The organism is Pseudomonas sp. MWU16-30317 (assembly GCF_020515695.1).
GTDB lineage: Bacteria > Pseudomonadota > Gammaproteobacteria > Pseudomonadales > Pseudomonadaceae > Aquipseudomonas.
Genome location: NZ_JAIWJA010000008.1, coordinates 244,521 through 269,091 on the forward strand (window position 1 = coordinate 244,521; position 24,571 = coordinate 269,091).

The following is a 24,571-nucleotide window of genomic DNA, read 5'->3' on the forward strand; positions in this document are numbered from 1 at the left end:
GGTTTTGTAGGGGGAGGGCTCAGGCCGTGGCCAGCTCCATGACGGTCACCGGCGTGGCCTGCCCGCGCTCAAGAATGCCCATCTGCCGGCCGCGACTCATGACCATCACTCGATGCGACAGGCCGAGTACTTCGTCGAGGTCGGAGCTGACCACGATCACCGCCATGCCGGTGGCCGCCAGCTGTGCGATCACCTCGTAGATGGCTGCGCGGGCGCCGACGTCGATGCCGCGGGTCGGCTCATCGAGAATGAATACCTTGGGGTTGCGCGCCAGCCACTTGGCGATGACGACCTTCTGCTGGTTACCGCCCGAAAGGTTCGACACCGCCTGTTCAGGTTGGCCCTTGACGCCTAGCCGAGCAACGGCCTTGAGGGCGAAATCGCGCAGGCTGGCCGGCATCACCCAGCCCTTGCCCTCGATCAAATCGGTGTTGCCATAGGCGAGGTTGTCTTCGATGCGGTGGCTGACGATCACGCCTTGCTGTTTACGATCCTCGGGCACCAGCACCACGCCGGCCTGGATCGCCTCATTAGGGTTGGCAAAATGCCGGTCCTGGCCTTCGAGCTGCAGGTGGCCCTGGATGTTCTGGGCTGCTCCGGCAATGGCCCGTACCAGCTCGGTACGCCCGGCGCCGACCACCCCGGCGATGCCGAAAACTTCGCCGGCTCGCACGCTGAAGTCGATACCGTGCAGGGCGAATTCACGGCAGGTCAGGTCCTTGATCTGCAGCACTACCCGCGCGGACGGCTCGGTCATCTTCGGGAAAATCCGCTCCAGGCTGCGCCCCACCATTTCCTCGACCAACTGGCGCACTGGCAACTGGGCCGTGGCATGCACGGAAATCTGCCGGCCGTCGCGCAACACCAGCACGCGGTCGGCGATGCGGGCGATTTCTTCCAGGCGATGGCTGATGTAGATGAACGAAACGCCTTCAGCCTTGAGCCGCTCGACCTGCTTGAACAGCAGCTCGGTCTCCTCGCCACCGAGCGCTGCGGTGGGTTCGTCGAGAATCAGCAGGCGCGCCTTGAGGGTCAGGGCCTTGGCGATCTCCACCAGTTGCTGGGCGGCGACGCTCAGCCCGGCGACCTTGCGCGACGCCGGCACATTCAGGCCCAGGCGTTGCAATTGCTTGTCGGCTTGCGCCTCGATGTATTCGCGGTCGACCCGCCCGTTGCGCATGGGCAGTCGGCCAACGAACATATTTTCGGCGATCGATAGCTCGGGCAGCAGGCGAATCTCCTGATGAATGAGGCCGATCCCGGCATCCAGTGCGGCCCCTGGAGTGGCTGGGGCATAGGGCTGTCCGAGCCAGGTCATGCTGCCGCCCGCATCGGGCTGCACCACGCCGGCGATGATCGATGACAAGGTCGACTTGCCGGCGCCGTTCTCACCCAGCAGGGCCAGGACTTCGCCGGGGCGGATGTCGGCGTCGATCCCCGCCAGCACCTGCACGCCAGCGTAGTTTTTGCCGATATTGCGCAGGCACAGGGCGGCTTCGCCGGTCGTCGATGATTCAGTAACGTCTGCTGTGAGGGCGTGCATGGTCACCGTCCGGCTCAAGGGTGCTGTTTGATGAAGGGCTCGACGTTGTCCTTGGTGGTCAACACGGCGGGCAGCAATTGCTCTTTGGGCACGGGCTTGCCGGCCTTGAAGTCAATGGCCGAACTCACCGCCAGGCGACCCATGGCTTGGGTCTGCTGGGTCATGGTGGCTTGCAGCACGCCACTGGCAACGGCCTTGAGCGCAGCAGCGTCACCGTCGAAACCGACAATGGTCACCGGGTGGTCGAGGTTGCCGACCTTGACGGCCTGGGCGGCGCCCAACGCCATGGCATCGGCGCGCCCGAAGAACACGGTGATGTTGGGGTCGCGTTGAAGCATGTCCTGGGCCACCGCGAAGCCTTTGTCCTGAGCCCACTCGGCCGGCTGCTGGGCAACCACCTTGAGGTCGGGAAAGGCTTTAAGGCCTTCATCAAAACCCTTGGCGCGGTCGTTTTCCGGGGTGGTGCCGATCTGCCCTTGCAAAATGGCTACGCGGCCTTTGCCTTGGGTGACCTTGCCCACGTATTCGGCCAGGGCCTTGGCGCCGGCCACGCTGTCGCTGGCGATAAAGGTGTCGCCCGGTGCGTCCGGCGCGTTGCGATCGACGGCGATCACCGGGATACCCGCCGCCTTGGCTGCTTTCACCGGCACACCGGCGGCGGTGGCGCCGGCCGGAATATAGATCAGCACGTCGATCTGGCGGGTGATCAGGTCTTCGATCTGGCTAACCTGGGTGGCGGAGTTGCCCTGGGCATCGACCGTGATGACTTTCACCCCCTTGGCCTTGCCTTCGGCTTCTACCGATTGTTTGATCTGGTTGAAAAAGTCGGCCTGCAGGTTGGCGACCGCCAGGCCAATGGTCAGGTCCTTGGCCTGGGCGGTGCCGGCGGCAACGGTGGCAGCACAGAGGGCGCAGGCGAGCAGCAGTTTACGGGTCTTGAACATGGCAATGACTCCTGGTTTTTATTGTGGTGCTACGGGTATGAGGCGAGTGCTATGCACGATCGTTACGGCGGCGCAGGGTGTCGAGCGTGACGGCCAGGGCGATCACCACACCGATCACGACTTGCTGAATGAATGGCGAAACGCCTAGCAGATTCAGACCGTTGCGCAGCACGCCGATAATCAATACGCCGACCAGGGTGCCGCCGATGCCACCCACACCACCGCTCAGGCTGGCGCCGCCAATGACCACGGCAGCAATCGCGTCCAGCTCCATGGTCAGGCCCGCGCTGGGCTGCGAGGAGTCGAGGCGCGCGGCCATGGTCACCGCAGCGATACCGGCCAGGGCGCCGCTCAGGGCGTAGACCCAAAGCGTAATCTTGCGCACCTTGATGCCCGACAGACGCGCTACCTCGGCGCTGCCGCCGATGGCATAGAGGTTGCGCCCTCCGGCACGGTAGCGCAGGTACACCCAGGCACCGGCAGAGAGCAGCAGAAACAGGCCAACAGTGGCGGACAGAAAGCCGAAATGCCGCACCGTGGCCAACGCGGTGAACCAGTCCGGAAACCCGACGATCTGCCGGCCCTCGGTGAGGATATTGGCCAGCCCGCGCGCCACGGACATCATCGTCAGGGTGGCGATGAAGGCGGGCAGGCGGGCATAGGAAATCATCAGCCCGGACACCAGCCCTGCCAGCATGCCGGTGCCAATCGCAAGCACGATGGCCAGGCCTAGCGGCACGCCGACGTCCTGATATAGCCAACCGAGCATCATCATCGAAAACGCCAGTACCGAACCGACCGACAGGTCGATGCCGCCAATCACGATCACCGCTGTCATGCCTAGGGCGAGAATGCCCAGCACGGTGACTTGGTCGAGGATGTTGAGGCCGTTGCGAACCGAGAAGAAGTAGTCGGAACTGAAGGAGAAGACCAGCACCAGCAATGCCAGGCCAATAAGCGGCCCGCCGATGTTGTTGGGAAGCAGTTTGACCAGACGTGAGCGGCTGGCGCGTTTGCCGGCCGATTCAGAGGTGCCGGAATTAGGAACCGAAACGTTACCGTCCACGGGGTGTTCTCCTGATTATTTTTTTTGGAGTACAGGTTCTGACATGCCCGCCGCACGGTAAAACCAGCGGCTTTGTCAGCTCTGAATAAATATGCGTGGCTGAATTTCAATTCAGGTTCGGCCTGCGGTGGATGATTGTCAAGCAATTTAATTATCCGAGCCACCTCTTGACCGTCGGAAAAAAAAGGCGCCTAAATATATTTGCACAACTGAATAAATATTCAATAAAGCGATCCTGCTGCCGCCCCCGCGAGGCAGCTCACGAGGGACAGTTCATGAATGGTTTCCGGTACGACGCCACGCAGATTCGCGAAAGAGCCCGGTTGATCCGGCAGCACATCATCCACCTCAATGCCAACTCCCCAGCCGGTGGTCACACCGGTGCTGACCTTTCGGAAGCGGACATCCTCGCCACCTTGTACTTTCGGATACTCGACGTGGCGCCTGAACGCACCCAGGACCCGGAGCGTGATGTTTATATCCAGAGCAAAGGCCATGGTGTCGGCGGTTTGTATTGCACCCTGGCGGAGGCGGGCTACATCCCACTTGACTGGCTGGCGACCTACCAGCACTTCAATTCACACCTGCCGGGCCACCCGGTCCGCCAGAAAACCCCTGGCATCGAGCTCAACACCGGTGCCCTGGGCCATGGCTTGCCGGTCGCGGTGGGGCTTGCGCTGGCGGCGAAGATGTCCGGCAGCCAACGGCGCATCTATGTGTTGACCGGGGATGGCGAGTTGGCCGAAGGCTCCAACTGGGAAGCGGCCATGTGTGCGGCCAAATACAAGCTCGACAATCTCTTCGTGATCGTCGACAAAAACAAACTGCAACTCGCGGGCTTGACCGCCGATATCATGCCGCTCGACCCGCTGGACGTGAAATGGGCGGCGTTCGGGTTCACCGTCAGTGAGTGTGACGGCAATGATCCGGCGCAGTTGATCGAGCACTTGGAGGCCATGCAGGGGCGCAGTGGTGCGCCGCAGGTATTGATTGCTCATACCGTCAAGGGCAAGGGTGTTTCGTTTATCGAAGCGCGTCCCGAATGGCACCACCGGGTGCCCAAAGGCGATGAAATCGCCGCTGCGCTGGAGGAACTGAGCCATGTCTGAAGCCGAGCATTTCGCAACCATCATGACCGATGCCTTTATCGCCGCCGTGGACGCCGGCATCGACCTGGTGCCCGTGGTCAGCGATTCCACCTCGACGGCCAAGATCAGCCCCTTCGTCAAGCGTTTCCCCGAGCGCCTGATCAACGTTGGTATCGCCGAACAGACGTTGGTGGGCGTGGCCGCCGGTCTGGCCTTGGGCGGCAAGGTGGCGGCTACCTGCAACGCCGCGCCCTTTCTGATTTCCCGCGCGAATGAACAGATCAAGGTAGACGTGTGCTACAACCAGGCCAACGTCAAGATGTTCGGCCTGAATGCCGGTGCCAGCTACGGCCCGTTGGCCAGCACCCATCACAGCATCGACGATATTTCGGTGATGCGCGGCTTTGGCAACGTGCAGATTTTTGCCCCGGCCGATCCCCTGGAATGCCGGCAGATTGCCGATTACGCGTTGCGCCATGTGGGCCCGGTGTATATCCGCCTGGATGGCAAGCCGCTGCCGTCGTTGCACAGCAGCGATTACCGATTCGTTGCGGGTCAGGTCGACGTGCTGCGCCAAGGCGCCGACGTGACGATCGTTGCCCTTGGTTCGGTGGTGCATGAGGCTGTCGACGCCGCCGGTCTGCTCGCCGACAAGGGCGTGGCCGCGCAGGTCGTCAACCTGTCCTCGATTCGGCCGCTGAACCGGGAAGCACTGCTTGAAGCGCTCACCGGCAAGGGCGGGGTGGTGACAGTAGAAGAGCACAACATCAATGGCGGCGTCGGCAGCGTGGTCGCTGAAGTGCTGGCCGAGGCCGGGCTGGGCGTGCCGCTGATTCGCTTGGGTATCGCCGACGGCGAGTACGCCGCCGCAGGGGGGCGCGAGGCCACCCGGGCCTTGCATTGCATCGATGCCGCCGGTATTGCTGCCGCCGCGTTGCGGTTGTGCTGAGGGCCATGAAATGAGCGATCGCACGCCCTTGATTCTGGCTATTGATGAAGGCACCAGCAACGCCAAGGCGGTGCTAGTCAACCTGCATGGCCAAGTGGTCGCGCGGGCCTCCAGGCCCCTGGGACTCAGCCACCCGCAGCCGGGTTTTTCCGAGCAGGACCCAGAAGAGATCTGGACCAGCACCCTGGCCAGCATCGAGGAATGCCTGGCCCAGGTGGCGTGCCCCGTCGATGCCCTGGCCATCAGCAATCAGCGTGAATCGGTATTGGCCTGGAGCCGGCATACAGGCGCCGCCCTGGCCCCCTGCGTCAGCTGGCAATGCCGACGCTCGCTGCCCTTGTGCACCGAGTTGCATGCGCAAGGCCACGAAGCCGGTGTGCTCGCCAAGACCGGCCTGACCCTGGACCCGATGTTTTCGGCTGGCAAAATGCGCTGGCTGCTCGACCAGTTGTCCGATGGCCATGCCCGCGCCACCGCAGGCGAGATCTGCCTGGGCACCGTAGACAGCTGGCTGCTGTGGAAATTGAGCGGCGGCCAGGTCTTTGCCACCGACCCGTCCAACGCGGCGCGCACGCAGCTCTACAACCTGCACACCGGTGACTGGGACGACGAATTGCTGGCGCTGTTCGGCATCCCCCGTCAGGCGCTGGCGAAAATTTTACCGAGCGCGGGCTTTTTTGCCGAGACCGTGGCGCTGGGTACACTGCCAGCCGGGGTTGCCGTGCTGTCGATGATCGGTGACTCCCATGCCGCGCTGTATGGGCAGGGCGGTTTTGTCCCCGGGCGGGTCAAGGCCACGCTAGGCACCGGCTCGTCATTGATGACGCCCATGGCGGGGCCGCTGGCTTCAGCCCACGGCCTGTCGACCACGCTGGCTTGGCACGACGGCAGCGCGCCCACCTTTGCCTTGGAGGGCAATATCGTCCACACCGGCGCGGCCGTGCAGTGGGCGGCAAAGCTGCTAGCCAGTGACGCACCCGGCGCCGATTCGTTGGACGCGCTGACCGAGCAGGCCGCCGCGTTACCTGACAACGGCGGCGTGTACTTTGTCCCCGCGCTGTCCGGGCTCGGTGCGCCGCATTGGCAGGCGCATGCTCGCGGGGTGATCTGCGGCCTGACCGAAGCCAGTTCGCGAGCCCATATCGTGCGCGCTTCACTGGAGTCGATCGGCTACCAGATACGGGACGTGTTCGAGGCCATGGAACATGATATCGGCGAGCCGCTCAGGGAGATCTGGGTCGATGGCGGTGCTACGCGCAACCGCTGGCTGATGCAGTTTCTCGCCGACCTGCTGAGTCGTCCGGTCATCCGCAGCCTTTCACCGGAAGTTTCGGCGTTAGGCGCTGCGCACCTCGCGGGCAAGGCCTTGGGCCTTTGGACTGATCAGGATGCGCTGCTGGCGCTGGACCGCCCCCGCGAACGCTTCGAGCCTAACCCGCATCGGGCGTTGCAAGGGCAGTACGAAGCGTGGCAACAGGCGTTGCGGCGGGCGTTGGTGGTGTAGCGATTACGCGCCGCCGCTCGGATGCGAACTGGCCGAAAGCGGTCTGTTTCAACGCCCTGGCAGCCTAAGCCGCGAGGCTGCTATTCGACCGGCAGTAGCGCCTGCGACTGGCGCCAAAGTCCAGGCCTTGGCGCCCGCCATTCCCTGTCAAACCGCCGTCTTGCTCGGGTCCTCACTGATCAGCACCATGCTTTGCGGGGTCGACAGGGCCACGCCGACATCGCGCAAGCGGCCCAGCACGGTGAACAGCAGGTCGCTGCGGGTACCGCCAACGGAGCGGGGGCTGTTGACGTAGCCGCTCACGCTGATGATCAGCCCGGTGGTAGTCAGGTCCTTGAAGGAGACCGAGGGCGCTGGCGTGTCGAGCACCGCTTCATGCTCGGTAAAGGCGCTGAGCAGCAACTCGCGGATCTGCATGACATCGGTGTCGAGCGGCAGGGTCAGGGTGATGCCGACGACCCCGAGGGCGTTGCCCATGGTCACGTTGCGCACGTTTTGAGTGATGAACTGCGAGTTGGGTACGATCACCGTGGAGCGGTCCGACATCTGGATTTCGGTGGCGCGCACGTTGATCCGGCGAATGTCGCCTTCGACCCCGGCCAGGCTGACCCAGTCGCCCACCTTGACCGGCCGTTCGGTGAGCAGGATCAGCCCGGAGATGAAGTTCTGCACGATCGCCTGCAGGCCAAAGCCTATCCCGACCGACAGCGCACTGACCACCCAGGTCAGGTTGGTGAGGCTGATATGCAAGGTCGACATCACCACGCCCGCCAGCAACACCATGCCCACGTAGCCCACCAGCGTCACCAGCGAGGCGCGCATGCCGGCGTCCAGGTTGGTTTCTGGCAGCAGGCTTTCGCCCAGCCATTCCTTGAGCACGCGCAGGCTCAGCAGGCCGGCGGCCAGCAGCACCAGGGCCAGCAGGATGTCGCCGGGCAGGATGTTGAGGTTGCCCAACGGTTTGTCGCTGAGGCCGACCTGGGTCAAGCCTTCGAGCAACTCGCCAGGGCTCGAACCCGATGGCAGGAACGCCAGCAATAGCGCGGTAGCCAGCAGCAACGTGCGCCCGATACCTGCCAGCAGCGTGCTGGCCTGGGCCTGGTGGCGCTCGGACAAGCCCAGCACCGAACCCAGTGCCAGGCCGCCCGGCAACTTCGGCGACAGCAGGGTTTCACAGAGGTCGCCAAAGAAGGCGATCAGCAGATAGGCCGTGGCTGCCACGGCGCTCATCCACAGCAGCTTGACCGCCAGAAAGTAGGCCAGTGTCAGGTAGCCGCCCAACAGCGCCAGCAGGCTGAATCCCACCCATACGGCCGCGATGAAAGGCAGCAATCCGGTCACGCCAGCGGGACGCGCCAGCTCGTGGCGGCGGCGGGTGCGGCGATAGCGCAGCAGGCCGAAGATATACACCAGCGCGATGGCCAGCGCTGTCAGGCCGTTGACCGCCACCGTGAGCGCCAGGGTGCTGGCGATCACGCTGTTGATCCGCTCCTGGGTGCCGATGATCAGCAGCGCCAGTGCCAGCACGGTGGGGAAGTAGCCCAGAGCGGCCGCGATCGGATCAGGGATGTGCGGCAAGCGCCACGACGGGTACGCGACCATCAACAGCGCGCGGCCCAGGCCGACGATGAAGGCGCAGAAGATCACCAGCGTCTGCAACTGGCCGAGCAGGTTGACGACATCGGCGCTTAGCACCGCGTTGCTGGTAATGCCCCAGCGCAACAGGGAGGTGGCCGCGGCAATGGTGACGATGGTCGACAGGCCCACGGCCAGCGCCAGCGCGCTGCGGCGCAGACGGCCTTCGGGCAGCCAGCGGATCATGGCCCAGATGAGCAACCGCTCGAGCAAGCGCCGGCCCGCCACCCACAATACGAGCGCAGCAATCACCACCGTGCCGAAGAACATCCGCTTGCCGGGCGCCAGCGCCGTGGCGAACACGCCGCGGACATCGTCCATCAGCCCTTGGATGCGGCCCAGGTCGTCGTCGGTCGGGCGGATCAGGCTGGACCAGAACGCCGAGCTCAACGGGCTGGCCGAACGGGTACTGATCTGCGAGTCGAACAGGCTGCGCCGCAGACTGACGATCTGGGTCGCCAGGTCGCGGGCTGACTGGCCGAGGGCAGTGGTCTGGCTTTGGTCCTTGACCAGCGCGGTCTGCTGCGCCGTCAAGGTTCTGCGCTGAGCGCTGAACGCTGGAGTTTCATCGGGCTGTACCGGGCCGAGGATCTTCAGCTGGTCTTGCAGGTGCTCAAGCTCCGTGGCCTGCTGGGAAGACAGATCATCGACTTGCTTCTGCACCTGCAGCGCGCCTTGGCGCAGGGTCGAGAGCAGGTCGTCATTGGCGCTGACCGTGACTTTCTGGCGAATCTGATCCAGCTGATCGCTGAGCGCGTCCAGGGTCGGTGCCTCGGCCTGGTCCGCAGAGTCGCTGACACTGGCAGCGCTGCTGGCCGCAGGCGTCGGGCTAGCAGCTTGAGCACAGACTGGCAGGGTAATGCAGAGCAACATCAGGGCGAGCAGCCCGGATGATAAACGGTTGAACATGCTGATTCTCTCTTCGGCGTTGAGCGCGATGGCGGGTAAAGAGACCATCCGGTGGCACCCTGGTGCGCAAGGGTACAGCAAAGCGGATATCTCGCGCCTGCATCGCCTTTAAGTTGCCGGGTTGCGGATTGAACCGCAACTGAACTGTCGAGCCCCGGTGTGGACTGAACTTAACCACCCCTGAAGGAGCAAGCACAATGAACCACGACCCTTCCAACCATCGCGACGCCGAGCGCCTCCACCAGCGCGTGGCTGAAGAGTTGGGCATTACCGCCGATGAACTGACAACGTGGATGATCAACGAGATCGACCGGGTGACCGAGGGCGGCAAGGAAGTCGGCCACATGGTGGTGTTCCGCGAGTCGACCCCGCCTGAAGTGCTCGACAAGGTTCAGCACAAGCAGAGCCAGTTCACGGCGATGACAGGCCCGATCGATCCGGAGTGAGTACTTGGCGGCTCGTCTGGTGTGACTCGCACCCCTGGCCTCGTTCGTCGTGCATGGGACGGCCGATCTGAAACCTGAACGTAAAGTTAGTGGCGCTATGCCATCTATGCAATTACTCTGCTTCCCGCTTGCACCGTCCAAGCCGTGGCAGGGAGCCCTTGGTGTTGATTCCTGGCCGCGTTGTCCCTCTGCCAGGAATTATCATGTTGTTCCGTCCTTTGGCGCTTTGCGCACTTTCTGTACTGGCCGCCACGTTGAGCGGGTGCATCACGCAACCTGCTTCGGTGGTCAGCGAGCCGTTGCAACCCAAGCCCGGTGAGCCGGTGGTCTACCTCGTGGGTGCCATTGGCCCGCTCAACGCTGCCAGTGCTACCTGGCAAGATCAGCAACTGCTATTGCGCAAGCGCGGCTCCGAATATGGAGCGGCAGCGGTCTGGCACCGGCAGCTCGACAGGTTTACGCCCCAGGACGTCAAGGACAGCGGCAGCGCCAGTGTTTTCGTGCTGGCACTCAAGCCCGGCGATTACGAGCTCTATGACGCACGGTTCTCGACACTGGAGTCAGTCTCGGGGGTAGGCACGCTGTCGCGGTCGCAGGCACCGCGTGAAAAATTCAACCTGCCGCTGCGCCTGGCAGCTGGCAAGGCGTACTACCTGGGCGAATTTCGTTCTTACTGCGTTGCCTCGTCCGGTTGTACTTACCTGTGGCGTGACCAACGTCGCCGCGATCAAGCCATTGCCCAGCTCCAGGTCCCGGGCCTGCCGAGCCTGCAAGCCCTGCCGTTGAACCTCGACAACGCCCGACCTTACATTCTTCCGGCCGCGCGGGTAATGCCATGAAATACATTCTGACTGCTCTGGGATCGACCCTGTTGACCGGCTGCACGGTGACCAATACCTTGCCCGAGCGCCCGGCGCCCGACGGCCAGGACTACCTGGCACCTATCCACGTCATGGTCGATTCGCCCCTCGATGCGGCCAATGTGCGCAACAGCTTGCGTGAAACCGGTGTGTTCCGAACCGTGGAAGCGGGAGCGGCGGCGCCTGGCGGCTACAGCGTGCGCGCGCGCCTTGACAGCACTCGCGACATTTCCACACCGCTGCTTTTCCTCTCCGTCGCCACCTTGTTTCTGATCCCCATACCCCAGACGTATGACACGCAAATCGACTACACCCTGATGCACGACGATGTGGCCTTGAAGCAATACCATTACCGAAATGTCACGCGCAAATACACCTGGTTGCTGGACCAGGGTAGCGAAATGCAAGGGCAGAACCTGGACCGCATCAGCCAGGCATTCGCCGCCGACGTGCAGCGCGACCACCTGCTGCCGAGCGTGGGGTATACCCAATGAAGCGCCTGCTGATCGTTGCGCCCCTAGTGCTGATGTTAGGTGGCTGCGAGACCAATCTGGGCACACTCGACTACAAGGCGCAGGAACAGTACGTGCCCATGAACCTGGTGTTACCGCCTGTGTATCTTCGGATTCAGGAAGACGACCAGGCCCAACTGGTCAGCGCGCTCAAGGGCACAGGAGCGTTCTCGTTTCTGGATGGCGGCTACAACCCCAACGGCTATAGCCTGGAAATCAGCGAAAGCCATGTGCCGGCCAACATAGCGGAGGTTTTCCTCGGGGTTTTGACGCTGTTCACGCTGCCGTTGCCGTATCACTACCACGACGGCCTTTCAGGCGACATCCGAAAAGATGGTCACCTGCTCAAGCACTACACCTACGTCCGTGATGGGTCGAGCGTGATGGCCTGGTACGTTCCGTCAAGTGTCACAGTCAATCGGCGCGAGATGCTTGGGGATTTGCTGCGGGACATGGAGCGAGATCGGGTGGTGCCTTTCGCACCTGCGCAGGCGGCAGGTGCTAGAGGTTTTACCACTCGCTGAAGGTAATCAGCACAGATCAATGCTCAGCTTGATGTCGGTGACCGAATGCTTCACCAGACGATGGCCTGGTCATCCCAGGCCCAGAAGCTTCCGCTATCGGACGGTCCATGTGCACTCACCAATTCGATAATCCTATCTGCCGAGAACGCCGGTTCAAAGAGCTGGCCATCTGGTACGTTCGCTTGAAAGGGCTGCGACAACTTCGTGTCCGTGGTGCCCGGGTGTATCGCCAGCACGGTAGACGCAGCGTTGAGGCGCTTCAATTCGATACTGGCGGTATGCAGCAGTTGGTTGAGCGCCGCTTTGCTGGCCCGGTAGCTGTACCAGCCGCCCAACCGGTTATCGCCGATAGAACCCACCCTCGCGGAGAGCGCCACGAAGGTTGAAGGCTGTTTGCGCAGTAACGGGAGCAGGTGTTTAAGCAGTAGCACGGGGGCAAAGGTGTTGGTCGCAAAACTCGCCTGCAGGCCTGCCAGCGTCAGTTGCGCCAAGCCCTTTTCTGCTGTGGCGCCGTCCTGATGAAGGATGCCCAGCGTACTGATCACCAGGTGCAGATGTTCGCATGATTCGATAACTTCGCTGGCGAGTGCTTGCAAGGATTGTTCGCTGCGTGCGTCGCAGTCGACTCGCTTCAGACGATGGCCATATTGATCAGCCAGCGTTGCCAGCGTTCCGGAGGTAGTGGCTGCGCGCGATACGGCCCATACCTGAGCGACGTCATCGCGAGCAAGCAGCGCCGCGCAGAGGGCCAAGCCGATACCTTGACTGGCCCCACATACCATAACGTGAGCGTCGTCGTGCAGTGCGGGGAGCAGATTCATGGAGTACCTATACGCCAGCATGACGGGGAGTGGTGATACGACATCGGGTCAGGCCACCAGGTTCAGGTGTGGGGCGCAGCGACGGGCACTGGCTGGCGCAGCGGGATCACCCCCAAAATCTGCACGGCCATCAGTGCACCAAACAGCATCAAGGCAGTGAGATTACGGTCGAAATCCAGGTAACCGGTCAGCATCGCCCCGGCGGCGCCGCAGAGCATCATCGTGCACCCCATGAGGCTGGAGGTGGTGGCGGCGCGATCCGGAAACAGCATGAGCGTTTTCGCAACGATGTTGGAATACAGCAGCCCTTGGCCGTAGTTGACCACCAGAATGCCGGACAATATCAAGGGCACATTCAACGACAGCGGCGTCACTGCCATCAGCAAGATACCGGTCGCGGAAATCGCCAGGCCTGCGACCATGCGCTGGCCGACACTGCAGGCGCGCATGAGCCAGCGATTGGTCAGTGTGCCCAGCAAATAGGCAAGGCCCGCCGCAAGCGCCGTCAGCCCGAAGAACCCTGGCCCGCGATGCAAATCCCGTTGCACCAGAAACGGGCCGACGATGTTCCAGACCAGAAACATCGCCTGGCTGCTGCCCATGGCCAGCACCGCGCATTGGAAACCCCGGTGGCCAAGAATCAGGCCGTAGCCGGCGACGGACTTTTTCATGCTGCGCCGGTGCTCGGGGGCCAGCGACTCACGCAACCGCAGGCTCGCGATCAATAGCACCCCGCTATAGACCGCATACAGTGCGAAGTTCCAGCGCCAGCTCGCGTACTGCTCGATCAGCCCACCGATAAAGGGCGCCAGCACCGGCCCCAACCCCCATGCCAGGCTCATGTACACCACCGCGTTCATGAATCGCTCGCCCTTGACGGTGTCCACCAGCATGGCCCGCGAGGCGACCTGGCTACCGCCGATGGCAAAGCCTTGCAGCGCCCTGGCCAGCAAAAAGGTCTGGATATCGGTGGCGACCATCGCCAGCAGGCTGGCCAGCACGAACATCGCCATCCCCGGCAGCAAAGCGTTCAGGCGGCCGTGACTGTCGGCAATCAGCCCGAAAATCAGCTGACCCAGCGCGTAGGCCACCAGCGTGATGGAGATGCTGCTTTGCATGACCGAGTCGCTGACCTGCATCTGCGCGGCGATGGCCGGCATGCTGGGCGCGAACAGGTCGATGGCGATGCCCGATACACTGTTGATCAGCGGCGCTATGACAACGACGTAGCCTGCGTAATCGCGTATGGGTTTCATCAAGGGGCCGGGCAGAGGGGAGGAGGGCCAGCGGGTTGTAGCATTACGGGGCGAAGGTGGCAACCGTGTAGCGGGGGAGGAAATTGCAGGTCGTCTCTGGCTGCGCGGCCTGGCGGAGGCGGCTGGGGTGACGCTCTGTCTGCACTACATCGAGGCTGACGACGCTGCCTGTCGTGCCAGGCGGCATGTTCGCAACGGGGGCGGTCATTTGCCAGGTTCGCTTCTGGCCTGCTGGCCTGCTGGCCTGCTGGCGTGCCGATGCCGGTGCCGAGCAGCTGTCGGCATCGGCTATCGTCACCGGCAATCAGCGATGGGAAACGGACGTCACCTGCGAGAGGTAGAGCGATTGCTTCGTGCCCGCAGCGTCGACGAACTGGTAGCGGCCATTTTTGTATTCAGGTGCTGTAGCGGCGGTGATGTGCTGCCCGGAAGCGGTGTGGAACACGGCGCCGACAGAGCCGGCGGGGTTGGAGGCGCAGCCAGCGAGGAGAGAGAGGATGGCTGCCGAACAGAACATTGCGATTTTCATGGGTCGTACCTTAATGTGGGGGAGAAATAGCGCTGAGCGGGTGCCTCCTAATCATTAGGTGTACTGACCGAGTGTTTCCGTGTAATCGCGGCCCGCTAACCCTATCTACGACAACGGCTGATCTTTGGTTCTCCCTGGGTGATGGCATATTGCTATTTATGCGACAGGCGGTAGGTCAGTGGGCTATGGGTGCCGGGCCAGCTTCGCCAGCGCCACTCAACCCCTTTGATCCAGTGCGCGCAACTTCGCCGGCAATCCTCACAAAGAGCACCCCCGAGTTATCACAGATCGTTTAACTCTCAAGGAGGATTTGGCGATCCCCGTGGTCCTACTCTATGTGTCTCAGCGGGTATCCACACAGGGGAAAAGACCATGTACTCACGGCGTAATTTTCTGCTCGGCAGCATGGTGGCAGGCGGCGGGTTGGGGGCGCTGGCCCTGAGCGGCGGGTTCCCACGGCTATTTTCCAGCGGCGCCGGGCTGGTCAGCCAGGCCGACGCCGCGCAGGTATTCGAAGTGACCCACACCACCGAGCAGTGGCACGCGATCCTCAGCCCCGAGCAATACAAGGTGCTGCGCGAAGCGGACACCGAGCGCCCCTACACCAGCCCGCTGAACGACGAGCACCGCGATGGCACATTCGCCTGCGCGGGCTGCGAGCTGGCGTTGTTCTCCTCGGCGAGCAAATTCGACAGTCACACCGGCTGGCCCAGCTTCTGGACACCGCTGGACAAGGCTGTGGGCGTGAGTGACGACCGGTCCTTCGGCGTGTTGCGCCAAGAGGTGCATTGCGCCCGGTGTGGTGGCCACTTGGGCCACGTTTTCGACGACGGGCCGAGGCCCACGGGCCTGCGCTACTGCATGAATGGCCTGGCGATGAAGTTCGAGGCGAAGGCCGCCTGATTTGCCGGCTGCATATACACTTGAACTGTTGGATAAACCCGAACAGAATACGCAGCGTGTATATCAGGTTGGGTTCAGCATGCCTCAGCAAGTCATCCTCCGCGACGCCATGCGTCGTTTGAATCTCACCCGCGATGGGCTTTCACAGCGCCTGGGTGTCACGCGTCGCGCCCTGGATAGCTGGATGCTGCCGGATCATTCGACGGAAATGCGCAAGATGCCGGACATCGCCAGGCGCTTCATCCTCGAACTCCTGAAGGGCTTGGCACCTGCCCCGCAGAGCGTAGAGCAGCAGCCCGCCAACTCCGAACGGGCTCATCACCTGTTATCGGTAGACGGCTACACCCGCGATTCGGTCGAAGACCTGCTGCGCGTCGCCGATATCATGCAGCCGATCGCCCGCCGGCAGAAAACCACACGGGTGCTGGACGGTGCGGTGCTGGCGAACCTGTTTTTCGAGGCCAGCACCCGTACTCGCTTGAGCTTCAGCGCGGCCTTCGCTCGCCTGGGTGGCTCGGTATGCGATACCACCGGCTTCACGTTCTCGTCGATGGCCAAGGGCGAGTCGATCCAGGACACCAGTCGGGTCATCAGCGGTTACGCCGATGCCATCGTCGTGCGCCATCCCGAGCTGGGCGCCGTGGCCGAGTTCGCCCAGGCCACCCATGTGCCGGTCATCAATGCCGGCGATGGCCCGGGCGAGCATCCCAGCCAGGCGCTGCTGGATCTCTACACCATCCAACGGGAATTCTCGCGTTTCAGCAAGTTGATCGATGGCGCCAGGATCGTCTTCGTCGGCGACCTGAAATACGGTCGCACCGTGCACTCGTTGAGCAAACTGCTGGCGCTGTACCGCAACCTGCGCCTGACGTTCGTGTCGCCCGAGTCGCTGATGATGCCCAGCGCCTTGATCGAGAAACTCGCCGGCCAGGGCCATCATATCGAGCAGACCCAGGACCTGGCCCAGGCACTGGCCGGGGCGGACGTGGTATACGCCACGCGCATTCAGAAGGAACGCTTCGCGCAGGAAGAAACGCTGGAAGGCTATAGCGCCGACTTCCAGATCAACTCGGCCGTGGTCAACCGTTACTGCGGTGCTGACACCCTGATCATGCACCCGCTGCCAAGGGATTCTCGGCCGGGCGCCAATGACCTGAGCGTCGACTTGAATCGCGATTCACGCTTGGCGATCTTCAAGCAGACGGACAATGGCGTGGCAGTACGCATGGCCATATTTGCCACGCTGCTGGGGGTTCAGGATCAAGTGCCTCACTCGTTGCGGGAAGTGGGCTGGCGGGTGCCGGTGTATCTGGCGCCGGAGGATGAAGTGCCGTACAGCGATCAATAAGCGCTATCGCTAATCGCCGGACGCTATTCCATACTTCGCCCTCGCCATTCAATCAGGCCCAGTGATGATACGAGAGCTGAAAACCTTCATCAGCGTCGCCCGGCGCGGCACGTTCGCGGCGGCGGGGCAGGAGGTCGGGCTGACGCAGTCGGCCGTCAGCGCGCAGATCAGGAATCTCGAGGAAGCCTTGGGCGTCAAGCTGTTCGATCGCACCGGGCGCGCGGCGACGCTCAATTCGGCGGGCCTGCGCGCGGTGCCGCTGGCCGAGGAGATCCTTCAGACGTTCCTGCGCATGGGCGCACCGGACAGCGCCAACGACTACCGCGGCGCGCTGCGCATCGGCGCCATCGGCACTGTGCAGACCGGCATCCTGCCGCAGGTGCTGGTGGCCCTTAAAGCCAAGGCGCCGTTCATTGAAGCGACGCTGGTGCCGGGCGTGTCCCTGAACCTGCTCAGTCAGGTGGATGCCGGCGAAGTCGACCTCGCCATGCTGATCAATCCTCCCTTCGCGCTGCCCAAGGATCTGCATGCCGAGGTCATCGCTCGCGAACCCTTCGTGCTGATCACCCCTAAAGCGCTGAAGAAAGGCGACCCGCTGCAGATCCTGCGCGAGCAGCCGCTGATCCGCTACGACCGCGGCTCGTTCGGGGGGCGGTTGGTGACGCAGTTCTTGCGTGAGCACAAGCTCAATGTCCAGCACGCGCTGGAGCTCGACGAGCTGGATGCCATCGCCAAGATGGTCCGCAGTGGGCTTGGCGTGGCACTGGTGCCGATGGCCGGGCTGTGGCTGGAACATGCCTCTGACGTGCGGGTGATCGACCTGGGCAAGTTGACGTTCTACCGCGAGATCGTGCTGTTGGCCAAATACCATCAACGCCATGGGGCGCTGTTTTCGTTGTTTCGCAACTGCGTGGTAGACGCCATGGCGCGTCAGGCGGCAAAAGGTGGGTAATGCGGCGCGCCCGGTCCTGGCGCATTGCCGAGCTTTATGGGTGCAACTAACCGCCTTGAACCCTTGATTGATCAAAAATATCGTTGCTCAGAACGCAAGATATCCGCTTTCCTGGCGGCGCCATCTCATCAAGAATCGGCTCACGAAAAACACCGACAGGGTACCCACCGTGAGCCTTTCTCCTTTTCACCTCGCCATTCCCGTGTATGACCTCGCCGCCGCGCGCCACTTCTATGGCGACGTGTTCGGCCTGTCCGAAGGACGCTCCAGCGAGCAGTGGGTCGACTTCGATTTCTACGGTCATCAACTGGTGATCCATGAGCATCCGAAAACCGTCTCGCAGGAATCGGTGCACTCCAATGCGGTCGACGGCCACGATGTGCCGGTGCCGCATTTCGGCATCATCCTGCAGTGGGATCAGTGGGAAGCTTTGGCGGAGCGCCTGCGGGCCCGGGAAACCCAGTTCGTGATCGAACCCTATGTGCGGTTCAAGGGCCAGGTCGGCGAGCAGGCGACGATGTTTTTGTTCGATCCGTGCGGCAATGCCCTGGAATTCAAGGCGTTCAAGGACATGAGCCTGTTGTTTGCCAAGTAACGCCCGGTAACCTCTGAACGACCGTCGCCAGCAGCGCGACGGCGCGTTATTTCGACGAGGGCCAAAAATTTTCCTATATTGTCTTACTAAATAGGTTTCACGTCGTTTTATAGATCCATAAAATGAATTGTAAGGGTAAATAGTATTACTATATAGTTGGTCATGTGCATCGAATGGCAGCGCCTGCGCGCTAGCCACTCGAGCAGCAACAGCCTCACCCCATAAAAATAATCGAGGTGCGCACCATGACCGCTACCGCTATCCCGGTCGCTCAAGTCGACGCCGATTCGCTGGAAGACAGCATCTACCGCCGGGTCAGCTGGCGCATCGTGCCGCTGTTCATCGCGTGTTTTCTGTTCGCCTATCTGGATCGCGTAAATATCAGCTTCGCCAAGCTGCAGATGGCCAGCGACCTGGGGTTCAGCGAGACGGTCTATGGCCTGGGCGCCAGCCTGTTCTTCGTTGGTTACTTCCTGTTCGAGGTGCCCAGCAACATCCTTCTGCACAAGATCGGCGCGCGCATCTGGATCGCGCGGATCATGGTGTCCTGGGGCATTGCCTCGGCGTGCATGATGTTCGTGCAGACTGAATTCTGGTTCTACACGCTGCGGTTCCTGATCGGCGTGATGGAGGCGGGGTTCGTCCCTGGTGTGCTGTATTTCTTCACCCAGTGGTACCCGAATACGCGGCGGGCACGGGTCAATTCCTATTTCAAGAGTTCGATTTGCCTGTGTGGCATCGTCGGCGGGCCGATTGCCGGGCTGATCCTCGCGCACTTTGACGGTGCCATGGGCCTGGCCGGGTGGCGCTGGTTGTTTCTGCTTGAGGGCATCCCGTCGGTGTTGTCGGGCGCCGTGGTGTTGTGGCGGGTCAAGGACCGTATCGAGGATGTCACCTGGCTCAACGCTCAGGAAAAACAGGTGGTGCTCGACCGCATGGCCAAGGAGGCCCAACCGCAGACGCCGCAGACTCTTAAGGACGTCTGGAAGGAGCCTGCCACTTACGTGATGTCGGCCATTTACCTATGTCTGGTGATGGCGCTGACCGGCTTGCTGTTCTGGATGCCGCAGTTGATCAAGAGCGCGGGCGTACTGGACACCGTCAATATCGGCCTGCTGACGGTGATTCCTTACGTGGGTGCGGTGATCGGCAATCTGCTGATCGGCGCCAGCTCCGACCGCCATGGCGAACGCCGCTGGCACATGGCGGGCTGCGCCAGCCTCACCGCCGCGGGCTATCTGGTGTGCGCGTTGTTTCCCGCGCAATTGTTGGCGCTGATGATCGGCATGACCATGATCATGACCGGCATCATTGCCTGGATGCCAATCTTCTGGACCATTCCTCCGCGTTTTCTTACCGGCCTGGCCGCGGCAGCGGGTATCGCGCTGATCAACTCGCTGGGGCAGTTGGGCGGGATCATCGCGCCGTTCATGGTGGGGCGTATCAAGGACCTGACCGGTACCGCGACCCCGGCGCTGTTTGCCTTGTGTGCGGTGAGCGTGCTGGCGGTGGTGCTGATTCTTTGGGGCATTGCGCCGCGCCTGTATGCGCGCGCGAACACCCACGATTGAGCCAAGGGGAGGGAGGTGGCACCAGCGGTCAGTGACTTCCTGCGGAAAAAACGGATAATGGCGGCCATTTATCTGCTCGTCATTCTGGTAATTCCGCATGGAAATCAAAGTCAATTTTCTCGACAACCTTCGACTTGAAGCCAAGTTCGACGACTTCACGGTGGTGGCCGATCAGCCTATTCGCTACAAGGGCGATGGCTCGGCCCCCGGTCCGTTCGATTACTTCCTGGCTTCGTCGGCGTTGTGTGCGGCTTACTTCGTCAAGTTGTATTGCAACACGCGCAATATCCCTACCGATAACATCCGCCTGTCGCAAAACAATATTGTCGACCCCGAGGACCGCTACAAGCAGATTTTCAAGATCCAGGTCGAGTTGCCGGCGGATATCAGCGCCAAGGATCGCCAAGGCATCTTGCGTTCCATCGAGCGTTGCACGGTCAAGAAGGTGGTGCAGACCGGGCCTGACTTCATCATTGAAGAAGTCGAAAATCTCGACGCCGATGCCCAGGCGTTGCTGATCCCCGGTTCCACTGACGGCGCGGGCACCTTTATTGCCGGTAAAGATCTGCCGCTGGAGCAGACCATCGCCGATATGTCCGGGATCCTGGCCGGCCTGGGCATGAAGATCGAAATCGCTTCGTGGCGCAATATCGTGCCCAACGTGTGGTCGCTGCATATCCGCGATGCGCAATCGCCGATGTGTTTCACCAATGGCAAGGGCGCGACCAAGGAGGGCGCCTTGGCGTCGGCATTGGGCGAATTTATCGAGCGGCTCAATTGCAACTTCTTCTATAACGATCAGTTCTGGGGTGAGGACATCGCCAACGCGGCGTTCGTGCATTACCCGAACGAGCGCTGGTTCAAGCCAGGCGCTAAAGATGCGCTGCCCAAGGAGATCCTCGACGAGTATTGCCTGGAGATCTACAACCCCGACGGCGAGCTGCGGGGTTCGCACTTGTATGACACCAACTCGGGCAACGTAGAGCGCGGTATCTGCTCGCTGCCGTTTGTGCGTCAGTCGGATGGCGAGGAGGTCTACTTTCCCTCCAACCTGATCGAAAACCTGTACCTGAGCAATGGCATGAGTGCCGGCAACACGCTGGTTGAAGCGCAGGTGCAGTGTTTGTCGGAGATCTTCGAGCGCGCGGTCAAGCGGGAGATTCTCGAAGGTGAAATTGCCCTGCCGGATGTGCCGCAAGACGTGCTGGCAAAATACCCCGGCATCCTCGCTGGCATCGAGGCACTGGAGGCGCAGGGCTTCCCGGTATTGGTCAAGGACGCTTCACTTGGCGGCCAGTATCCGGTGATGTGCGTGACGTTGATGAACCCGCGTACTGGTGGTGTATTTGCCTCGTTCGGTGCGCACCCAAGCTTTGAGGTGGCGCTGGAGCGCAGCCTGACCGAATTGCTGCAAGGCCGCAGCTTCGAGGGTCTCAACGATCTGCCGCAACCGACCTTTGAAAGCCACGCGTTGACCGAGCCGAACAACTTCGTCGAGCATTTCATTGATTCCAGCGGCGTGGTGTCGTGGCGCTTTTTCAGTGCCAAGGCCGATGTCGACTTCGTCGAGTGGGATTTTTCCGGTGAGGGGCAAGACTCCAACGCTCAGGAAGCGGCGACGCTGTTCGGCATCCTCGAAGACATGGGCAAGGAAGTGTACATGGCGGTGTACGAGCATATCGGCGCAAAAGCCTGCCGCATTCTGGTGCCGGACTATTCGGAGATCTATCCGATAGAGGATCTGATCTGGGACAACACCAACAAGGCTCTGTTTTTCCGCGCTGACATCCTCAATTTGCACAGCCTCGACAACCGGGCTCTCAGGGCGCTGGCCAAGCGTCTGGAGGAGAGCGAGCTGGACGATTACACCGACATCAAGACCTTGATCGGCATCGAGTTCGACGACAACACGGCGTGGGGGCAGTTGACGATTCTGGAATTGAAACTGCTGATCTATCTGGCTGTGAAGAAGTTCGATGACGCCAAGGAGCTGGTCGAGGCCTTCCTGCAATTCAATGACAACACTGCCGAGCGCGGATTGTTTTATCAGGCCCTGAATGCTGTGTTGGAAGTACGCATGGACGACGAGTTGGAGTTGGCCGATTACGAGGTCAACTTCCGCCGGATGTTCGGCAATCCGCGGATGGACGCGGTGTTGGGTTCGGTGGATGGCAGCGTGCGGTTTTACGGTTTGACGCCCACCAGTTTGAAGTTGGAAGGGCTGGATCGGCATTTGCGATTGATCGACAGTTATAAAAAGCTGCACGCGGCGCGGGGCGGGGAGGTTTGAAGGGGTTGTAGAGCGCTCATCTTAGTTGGCGACTGCGATTCGGTTTTGTGGTTTGGCTTTGTGGTTTGGCATGTGGGGGTTGGAGATTGGCGAGTGGCCCTTTGCTGCGGGCCTGTGCGGCTCGCCCTGCCCATTGGCCCTTCGCTTAGGCTCAGGGTGCCCGCGTTCCGGCACCTGAAGAGAGGGCACGGCGCAATGGGCCATCCCTGGCCCAACGCGCCTGACCCGGCATCCTGCCGGGATCGCCCTCTCTTCAGGCACCTCCACGCGGCCTGCTGGAGGGGCGAGCCGCACAGGCCCGCAGCAAAGGACCAGCCGAGATTTAAGTGCCCTCCAAAAAGAGCTTTTTGGAGTAACAACACAAATATCACTGTTCTGCTTTCGAGTCGGCCTTGGGGTTGCGGCCCCCTTCCAGCAGGCCGCGCTTCGACGCACTGGCGAGGGGATAGCCGGCATGGATGCCGGCTAAGCCCCGTTGGGCCACGGAAGGCCCATCGGGGCGTGCCCCTCGCCTGTGCGTCGAAGCGCGGGCACCCTGAGCCAAAGCGAAGGGCCAATGGCGGGGGCCGCAACCCCAAGGCCGGCTCGAAAGCAGAACCCCCCCAATCCAACCCCCCCAACAACGTAACCCTATTTCAGAGCCAACCACCGTCAAGCCGCCAACTCGATCAGATACGCCCCCTCGTTACGTACATTGCCCACATCCTTGCTGACCTTGAACCACTCGAATTCCTCCGTCGGCCGACTGCCTTCTCGGGCGATTTCCGCTGCCCTGGCCGCCGGCAACTCCGGGTCCAGCCATTCCCTAGCCATCTCAGGTGCCAGCACCAATGGCCGGCGATCGTGGATATCCACCATCCCGCTATCGCTGGCCGCGGTAATGATCACGAAGCCATCGCCCTCGTGGGGCTCCAATCCTGGCCGCACTTGGCCCAGCGCCGCGAAGAACATCGGCTCCGCGGTTTTCAGGCGGATGAAATACGGTTGTTTCTTTTTTGGATCGAGCGGGTCCTTCACCCATTCGAACCAGCCGTTGGCCGGTGCAAGCATCCGCCCGTGAGGCCACAGCTCCTTGAAAAACCGGCCGGTCATCGCTGTCTCGACGCGGGCATTGATGGGCGCCGGTCGCTTGTCCTTCGCCCAGGAGGGGCACCAACCCCACTTGACCTTGTCGATGGTCAAACCGCCTTCTACCGCGCGAATCACTTGCACACGGGTCGTCGGCGCGACGTTGTAACGCGCGACCGGCCACAGGTCGTAGCCATTGATGACCAACTGCTCTGGCGCCAGGGCCTTGAGGTAGTGGTCCATGGATTCGTAGATCGAGTAGCGTCCGCACATGGTGTCACCCGTCGAAATGTTTCTCATAGGAGATTGACCGCACGCGGCCAAAAACGTTAACTGTATATACATACAGCTTATCCGCACAAGGCATGCATCATGAGTGTCACTATCCTCGGCCCCGCACTGACCGGCGGCGATCCGCTGCCGCTTTATTCTTTCCATGTGCCTGCGGGGTTCCCTTCGCCGGCGGCGGATCACATCGAAAAGCATATCTCGCTGGACGAACTGTTCGACATCCGCGCCCCCCACGTCTACCTGGTCAAGATCGAGGGCGACAGCATGCAGGGCGCGGGCATCTATTGTGGCGACCTAGTCATCGTCGACCGCAGTGTGTACGCCGAGCACGGCGACATCGTCATCGCCGCGCTCAACAGCGAGCCGGTGTGCAAGCGCCTGCACATGTTGGGCAACGACGTCATGCTCAAGTCCGAGAACACCAAATATCCGCCGCGTTATGTGATGGAAGGTGACGAATTGGTGATCTGGGGCGTAGTGAAATACAGCGTGCGCGACCATGCCAGAGCATGAACTGTAGTGGTCTAATGAAACCGGACACCCATTTAGGCGAGAATGCTCGACACAGAGAGGTGTCTGATGACCAAGCAACGTCGTACCTTTACCCCTGAGTTCAAGCGCGAGGCGGCGTGCCTGGTGCTCGACCAAGGCTACATTCATACCGAAGCAGCCCGTTCGCTTGGGCTTGTTGAGTCGGCCTTGCGTCGTTGGGTGAACCAGCTCCAGCAAGAACGTGGCGGTGTTACTCCGACCAGCAAAGCCCTGACGCCTGAGCAGCAAAAAATCCAGGAACTCGAAGCCCGCATCAATCGGCTGGAACGGGAAAAATCCATCTTAAAAAAGGCCACCGCGCTCTTGATGGCCGAGGAACACGAGCGTTCGCGTTAATCGATCAACTGCGGGCTCAAGAGCCGATTGATCTGTTGTGCTCGGTATTTGAAGTAACCCGATCGTGCTACTACGCGTA

Annotated in this window: 22 protein-coding genes and 1 pseudogene; 15 read left to right on the top strand and 8 right to left on the bottom strand. The window is 61.7% G+C overall.

Annotated features, from left to right (window positions below):
• Positions 1 to 19 precede the first annotated feature (19 nt).
• From LIX93_RS22195 to LIX93_RS22205, 3 genes are read right to left on the bottom strand one after another with little or no spacing between them, the layout of a single operon-like run.
• Positions 20 to 1,543 carry a sugar ABC transporter ATP-binding protein gene (locus tag LIX93_RS22195; RefSeq protein ID WP_226506208.1) on the bottom strand — a complete coding sequence of 508 codons (1,524 nt, stop codon included), beginning with the start codon at positions 1,541 to 1,543 and terminating at the stop codon, positions 20 to 22.
• Positions 1,544 to 1,557: 14 nt separating this feature from the next.
• Positions 1,558 to 2,487 (bottom strand): sugar ABC transporter substrate-binding protein, encoded by a 930-nt coding sequence (locus LIX93_RS22200; RefSeq protein ID WP_226506209.1) that lies wholly within the window; start codon positions 2,485 to 2,487, stop codon positions 1,558 to 1,560.
• Positions 2,488 to 2,536: 49 nt separating this feature from the next.
• Positions 2,537 to 3,481: an ABC transporter permease gene (locus LIX93_RS22205; RefSeq protein ID WP_226506235.1), complete on the bottom strand. Its 945-nt coding sequence runs from the start codon at positions 3,479 to 3,481 to the stop codon at positions 2,537 to 2,539.
• Positions 3,482 to 3,828: 347 nt separating this feature from the next.
• Here LIX93_RS22205 and LIX93_RS22210 point away from each other — a divergent pair, with 347 nt between their 5' ends.
• From LIX93_RS22210 to LIX93_RS22220, 3 genes are read left to right on the top strand one after another with little or no spacing between them, the layout of a single operon-like run.
• Positions 3,829 to 4,662 carry a transketolase gene (locus LIX93_RS22210; RefSeq protein WP_226506210.1) on the top strand — a complete coding sequence of 278 codons (834 nt, stop codon included), beginning with the start codon at positions 3,829 to 3,831 and terminating at the stop codon, positions 4,660 to 4,662.
• Positions 4,655 to 5,590 carry a transketolase C-terminal domain-containing protein gene (locus LIX93_RS22215; RefSeq protein WP_226506211.1) on the top strand — a complete coding sequence of 312 codons (936 nt, stop codon included), beginning with the start codon at positions 4,655 to 4,657 and terminating at the stop codon, positions 5,588 to 5,590. Before LIX93_RS22210 ends, LIX93_RS22215 begins: the two co-directional genes overlap by 8 nt.
• Positions 5,591 to 5,600: 10 nt before the next feature.
• Positions 5,601 to 7,094, top strand: a complete 1,494-nt coding sequence (locus LIX93_RS22220; RefSeq protein WP_226506212.1) for an FGGY-family carbohydrate kinase — start codon at positions 5,601 to 5,603, stop codon at positions 7,092 to 7,094.
• Between the two features lie 147 nt (positions 7,095 to 7,241).
• Here LIX93_RS22220 and LIX93_RS22225 read toward each other — a convergent pair whose 3' ends face one another.
• Positions 7,242 to 9,638: a DUF3772 domain-containing protein gene (locus LIX93_RS22225; protein WP_226506213.1), complete on the bottom strand. Its 2,397-nt coding sequence runs from the start codon at positions 9,636 to 9,638 to the stop codon at positions 7,242 to 7,244.
• A 197-nt stretch (positions 9,639 to 9,835) separates the two neighbouring features.
• On the opposite strand from LIX93_RS22225, the gene LIX93_RS22230 reads away from it, so the two are divergent.
• From LIX93_RS22230 to LIX93_RS22245, 4 genes are all read left to right on the top strand, one after another.
• Positions 9,836 to 10,084 (top strand): hypothetical protein, encoded by a 249-nt coding sequence (locus LIX93_RS22230; RefSeq protein WP_226506214.1) that lies wholly within the window; start codon positions 9,836 to 9,838, stop codon positions 10,082 to 10,084.
• A 203-nt stretch (positions 10,085 to 10,287) separates the two neighbouring features.
• Positions 10,288 to 10,923 (top strand): hypothetical protein, encoded by a 636-nt coding sequence (locus LIX93_RS22235; RefSeq protein WP_226506215.1) that lies wholly within the window; start codon positions 10,288 to 10,290, stop codon positions 10,921 to 10,923.
• Complete coding sequence (locus LIX93_RS22240; RefSeq protein ID WP_226506216.1) at positions 10,920 to 11,438, top strand: hypothetical protein; 519 nt, start codon at positions 10,920 to 10,922, stop codon at positions 11,436 to 11,438. Before LIX93_RS22235 ends, LIX93_RS22240 begins: the two co-directional genes overlap by 4 nt.
• Positions 11,435 to 11,980 (top strand): hypothetical protein, encoded by a 546-nt coding sequence (locus LIX93_RS22245; protein ID WP_226506217.1) that lies wholly within the window; start codon positions 11,435 to 11,437, stop codon positions 11,978 to 11,980. The genes LIX93_RS22240 and LIX93_RS22245 overlap by 4 nt, the downstream gene beginning before the upstream one ends.
• 50 nt (positions 11,981 to 12,030) lie before the next feature.
• On the opposite strand, the gene LIX93_RS22250 is transcribed toward LIX93_RS22245, so the two are convergent.
• The 3 genes from LIX93_RS22250 to LIX93_RS22260 form a co-directional block, all read right to left on the bottom strand.
• On the bottom strand, positions 12,031 to 12,801 hold the full coding sequence (locus tag LIX93_RS22250; protein ID WP_226506218.1) for an SDR family NAD(P)-dependent oxidoreductase: 771 nt from the start codon (positions 12,799 to 12,801) through the stop codon (positions 12,031 to 12,033).
• Between the two features lie 62 nt (positions 12,802 to 12,863).
• The gene (locus LIX93_RS22255; protein WP_226506219.1) at positions 12,864 to 14,057 is read right to left on the bottom strand and encodes an MFS transporter; all 1,194 of its coding nucleotides are present in this window, start codon (positions 14,055 to 14,057) and stop codon (positions 12,864 to 12,866) included.
• Positions 14,058 to 14,361: 304 nt separating this feature from the next.
• Positions 14,362 to 14,586 carry a YgdI/YgdR family lipoprotein gene (locus LIX93_RS22260; protein WP_226506220.1) on the bottom strand — a complete coding sequence of 75 codons (225 nt, stop codon included), beginning with the start codon at positions 14,584 to 14,586 and terminating at the stop codon, positions 14,362 to 14,364.
• Positions 14,587 to 14,958: 372 nt separating this feature from the next.
• On the opposite strand from LIX93_RS22260, the gene msrB reads away from it, so the two are divergent.
• From msrB to LIX93_RS22290, 6 genes are all read left to right on the top strand, one after another.
• Entirely contained in the window at positions 14,959 to 15,489 is a 531-nt protein-coding gene (gene msrB, locus LIX93_RS22265; RefSeq protein WP_226506221.1) for a peptide-methionine (R)-S-oxide reductase MsrB, read from the top strand.
• A 79-nt stretch (positions 15,490 to 15,568) separates the two neighbouring features.
• Positions 15,569 to 16,837: an aspartate carbamoyltransferase gene (locus LIX93_RS22270; protein WP_226506222.1), complete on the top strand. Its 1,269-nt coding sequence runs from the start codon at positions 15,569 to 15,571 to the stop codon at positions 16,835 to 16,837.
• A 64-nt stretch (positions 16,838 to 16,901) separates the two neighbouring features.
• On the top strand, positions 16,902 to 17,789 hold the full coding sequence (locus LIX93_RS22275) for a LysR family transcriptional regulator (protein WP_226506223.1): 888 nt from the start codon (positions 16,902 to 16,904) through the stop codon (positions 17,787 to 17,789).
• 169 nt (positions 17,790 to 17,958) lie between these two features.
• On the top strand, positions 17,959 to 18,384 hold the full coding sequence (locus LIX93_RS22280; RefSeq protein WP_226506224.1) for a VOC family protein: 426 nt from the start codon (positions 17,959 to 17,961) through the stop codon (positions 18,382 to 18,384).
• A gap of 245 nt (positions 18,385 to 18,629) precedes the next feature.
• Positions 18,630 to 19,955: an MFS transporter gene (locus LIX93_RS22285; RefSeq protein ID WP_226506225.1), complete on the top strand. Its 1,326-nt coding sequence runs from the start codon at positions 18,630 to 18,632 to the stop codon at positions 19,953 to 19,955.
• Positions 19,956 to 20,052: 97 nt separating this feature from the next.
• Positions 20,053 to 22,245, top strand: a complete 2,193-nt coding sequence (locus LIX93_RS22290) for an OsmC domain/YcaO domain-containing protein (protein WP_226506226.1) — start codon at positions 20,053 to 20,055, stop codon at positions 22,243 to 22,245.
• Between the two features lie 651 nt (positions 22,246 to 22,896).
• Here the strand turns inward: LIX93_RS22290 and LIX93_RS22295 are convergent.
• The gene (locus LIX93_RS22295; protein WP_226506236.1) at positions 22,897 to 23,586 is read right to left on the bottom strand and encodes an SOS response-associated peptidase family protein; all 690 of its coding nucleotides are present in this window, start codon (positions 23,584 to 23,586) and stop codon (positions 22,897 to 22,899) included.
• Positions 23,587 to 23,685: 99 nt separating this feature from the next.
• Between LIX93_RS22295 and umuD the strand changes: the two genes are divergently transcribed.
• Together umuD and LIX93_RS22305 are read left to right on the top strand one after the other, a co-directional pair.
• Complete coding sequence (umuD, locus tag LIX93_RS22300; RefSeq protein WP_226506227.1) at positions 23,686 to 24,117, top strand: translesion error-prone DNA polymerase V autoproteolytic subunit; 432 nt, start codon at positions 23,686 to 23,688, stop codon at positions 24,115 to 24,117.
• Between the two features lie 66 nt (positions 24,118 to 24,183).
• A pseudogene (locus tag LIX93_RS22305) lies at positions 24,184 to 24,571 on the top strand (transposase); the annotation flags it as partial.

Excerpts from the sequence above, each read along its gene's own strand:
- LIX93_RS22195 (WP_226506208.1), bottom strand. The coding sequence starts at position 1,543 with ATGCACGCCCTCACAGCAGACGTTACTGAATCATCGACGACCGGCGAA.
- LIX93_RS22200 (WP_226506209.1), bottom strand. The coding sequence starts at position 2,487 with ATGTTCAAGACCCGTAAACTGCTGCTCGCCTGCGCCCTCTGTGCTGCC.
- LIX93_RS22210 (WP_226506210.1), top strand. The coding sequence starts at position 3,829 with ATGAATGGTTTCCGGTACGACGCCACGCAGATTCGCGAAAGAGCCCGG.
- LIX93_RS22215 (WP_226506211.1), top strand. The coding sequence starts at position 4,655 with ATGTCTGAAGCCGAGCATTTCGCAACCATCATGACCGATGCCTTTATC.
- LIX93_RS22220 (WP_226506212.1), top strand. The coding sequence starts at position 5,601 with ATGAGCGATCGCACGCCCTTGATTCTGGCTATTGATGAAGGCACCAGC.
- LIX93_RS22225 (WP_226506213.1), bottom strand. The coding sequence starts at position 9,638 with ATGTTCAACCGTTTATCATCCGGGCTGCTCGCCCTGATGTTGCTCTGC.
- LIX93_RS22230 (WP_226506214.1), top strand. The coding sequence starts at position 9,836 with ATGAACCACGACCCTTCCAACCATCGCGACGCCGAGCGCCTCCACCAG.
- LIX93_RS22235 (WP_226506215.1), top strand. The coding sequence starts at position 10,288 with ATGTTGTTCCGTCCTTTGGCGCTTTGCGCACTTTCTGTACTGGCCGCC.
- LIX93_RS22240 (WP_226506216.1), top strand. The coding sequence starts at position 10,920 with ATGAAATACATTCTGACTGCTCTGGGATCGACCCTGTTGACCGGCTGC.
- LIX93_RS22245 (WP_226506217.1), top strand. The coding sequence starts at position 11,435 with ATGAAGCGCCTGCTGATCGTTGCGCCCCTAGTGCTGATGTTAGGTGGC.
- LIX93_RS22250 (WP_226506218.1), bottom strand. The coding sequence starts at position 12,801 with ATGAATCTGCTCCCCGCACTGCACGACGACGCTCACGTTATGGTATGT.
- LIX93_RS22255 (WP_226506219.1), bottom strand. The coding sequence starts at position 14,057 with ATGAAACCCATACGCGATTACGCAGGCTACGTCGTTGTCATAGCGCCG.
- LIX93_RS22260 (WP_226506220.1), bottom strand. The coding sequence starts at position 14,586 with ATGAAAATCGCAATGTTCTGTTCGGCAGCCATCCTCTCTCTCCTCGCT.
- msrB (WP_226506221.1), top strand. The coding sequence starts at position 14,959 with ATGTACTCACGGCGTAATTTTCTGCTCGGCAGCATGGTGGCAGGCGGC.
- LIX93_RS22270 (WP_226506222.1), top strand. The coding sequence starts at position 15,569 with ATGCCTCAGCAAGTCATCCTCCGCGACGCCATGCGTCGTTTGAATCTC.
- LIX93_RS22275 (WP_226506223.1), top strand. The coding sequence starts at position 16,902 with ATGATACGAGAGCTGAAAACCTTCATCAGCGTCGCCCGGCGCGGCACG.
- LIX93_RS22285 (WP_226506225.1), top strand. The coding sequence starts at position 18,630 with ATGACCGCTACCGCTATCCCGGTCGCTCAAGTCGACGCCGATTCGCTG.
- LIX93_RS22290 (WP_226506226.1), top strand. The coding sequence starts at position 20,053 with ATGGAAATCAAAGTCAATTTTCTCGACAACCTTCGACTTGAAGCCAAG.
- LIX93_RS22295 (WP_226506236.1), bottom strand. The coding sequence starts at position 23,586 with ATGTGCGGACGCTACTCGATCTACGAATCCATGGACCACTACCTCAAG.
- umuD (WP_226506227.1), top strand. The coding sequence starts at position 23,686 with ATGAGTGTCACTATCCTCGGCCCCGCACTGACCGGCGGCGATCCGCTG.